The sequence below is a fragment of the Streptomyces sp. SID5910 genome (assembly GCF_009862125.1).
Lineage (GTDB): Bacteria > Actinomycetota > Actinomycetes > Streptomycetales > Streptomycetaceae > Streptomyces.
Genome location: NZ_WWHX01000353.1, coordinates 1 through 1,367, shown reverse-complemented (window position 1 = coordinate 1,367; position 1,367 = coordinate 1). Strand labels below are relative to the sequence as shown.

Here is a 1,367-nt window from a genome sequence, read left to right as displayed (position 1 = left end):
CTGGAGGCCTGCCGGCGGGGTCTGGACGTGCTGGACGACCACCGGATGACGCTGGGCGCCTCGGAGCTGCGGGCCCGGGCCACGGCGCAGGGCGCGGAGCTGGCGGCGATGGCGCAGCGGGCGAGCCTGGTCTCGGGCGGGCCGCGGCGGCTGCTGGTGTGGAGCGAGCGATGGCGGGCGACGGTGCTGTCGGCGCCGCCCACCCGGCCGCCGGCCGACCCGGCGCTGCTGAGCGGCATGACGGCGTTCCGGGAGATCGCCGCCCGCGCGGAGGAGGCCCGGCTGGACGGGGGCCGGCCCGTGCCCGCGCTGGAGCGTGAACAGCGGCGCCTGGAACGGGAGATCCGCTCCCGCACCCTGCACATGCGGGGCGAGGCGTCCGGGGACGGCGACCGGTTCGACGTGGACCGGCTGCTGCGGCGGCTCGGGGACGGCGTACGGCTGGTGGAGCTGGCGGTGCTCGACGGGCGGGTGCACGTGCTGCTGTGCGGGCAGGGCCGGGTACGGCGGTTCGAGGCGGGGCTGCTGGCGGAGGCGGAGCGGGAGGCCGAGCACGTCCAGGCGGGGCTGCGGCGGCTCGCGCATCCGGGCGCGGAGGCGCGGCTGCCGGTGGTGGAGGCGGCGGGGGCGCGCTTGCAGGAGCTGCTGCTCGGCCCGGCCGCCGCCCACCTGGGCACCGGCCCGGTCGTGATCGTGCCGCCGGGACGGCTGCACCGGGTGCCGTGGGCGCTGCTCCCGGCCCTGCGGGAGCGGGTACTGAGCGTGTCCCCGTCGGCAAGCAGCTGGCTCCGCGCCCACGAGACGACACCGCCGCCCGGGGGACGCCGGGTCCTGGTACGCGGCCCGGGCCTGGCGACCGGGGGCGCGGAGGTGACGGAGCTGGCCGATCGGTCCATGGCCGTGGCCCCCGACGGCCGGTTCGGGGCGCCTGGGGATCGTGGGGAGTCCGACGCGGGTGGCGTCCGGGACTGGGGGGTTTCCGCGCCCTCGGGCGAGGGGGCGCAGGCACCGCCGGCCACCGGGACGGGCGACGAGCTCGGCGATGGGCGCGGGGCGCGACGGGCGCCGGCCACCGGGCCCGGCGCGGAGGGCCGGGATGGGCGAGGCACCCGGGGCGTGCCGGACGCGCCCGTGGCCGCGCCGTCGGGCGACAGGGCGCAAGCGTTTCCGGCCGCCGGGCCGGGCGACGAGCCCAGCGATGGGCGCGGGGCGCCGCAGGCACCGGCCACCGGGCCCGGCGGGGAGCGCCGGGATGGGCGAGACACGCGGGACGTGCCGGACGGAGCCGTGACCGCGCCGTCGGGCGACGGGCCGCAGGCACCGCCGGCCACCGGGCCGGGTGACCACCTCAACGGTGGGCGCGGGGC

The 1,367-nt window shown here is 80.5% G+C and carries 1 pseudogene; it reads left to right on the top strand.

Annotation, left to right across the window (positions count from 1 at the left end):
• Nucleotides 1-1,367, top strand: a pseudogene (locus GTW67_RS37615) (CHAT domain-containing protein); the annotation flags it as partial.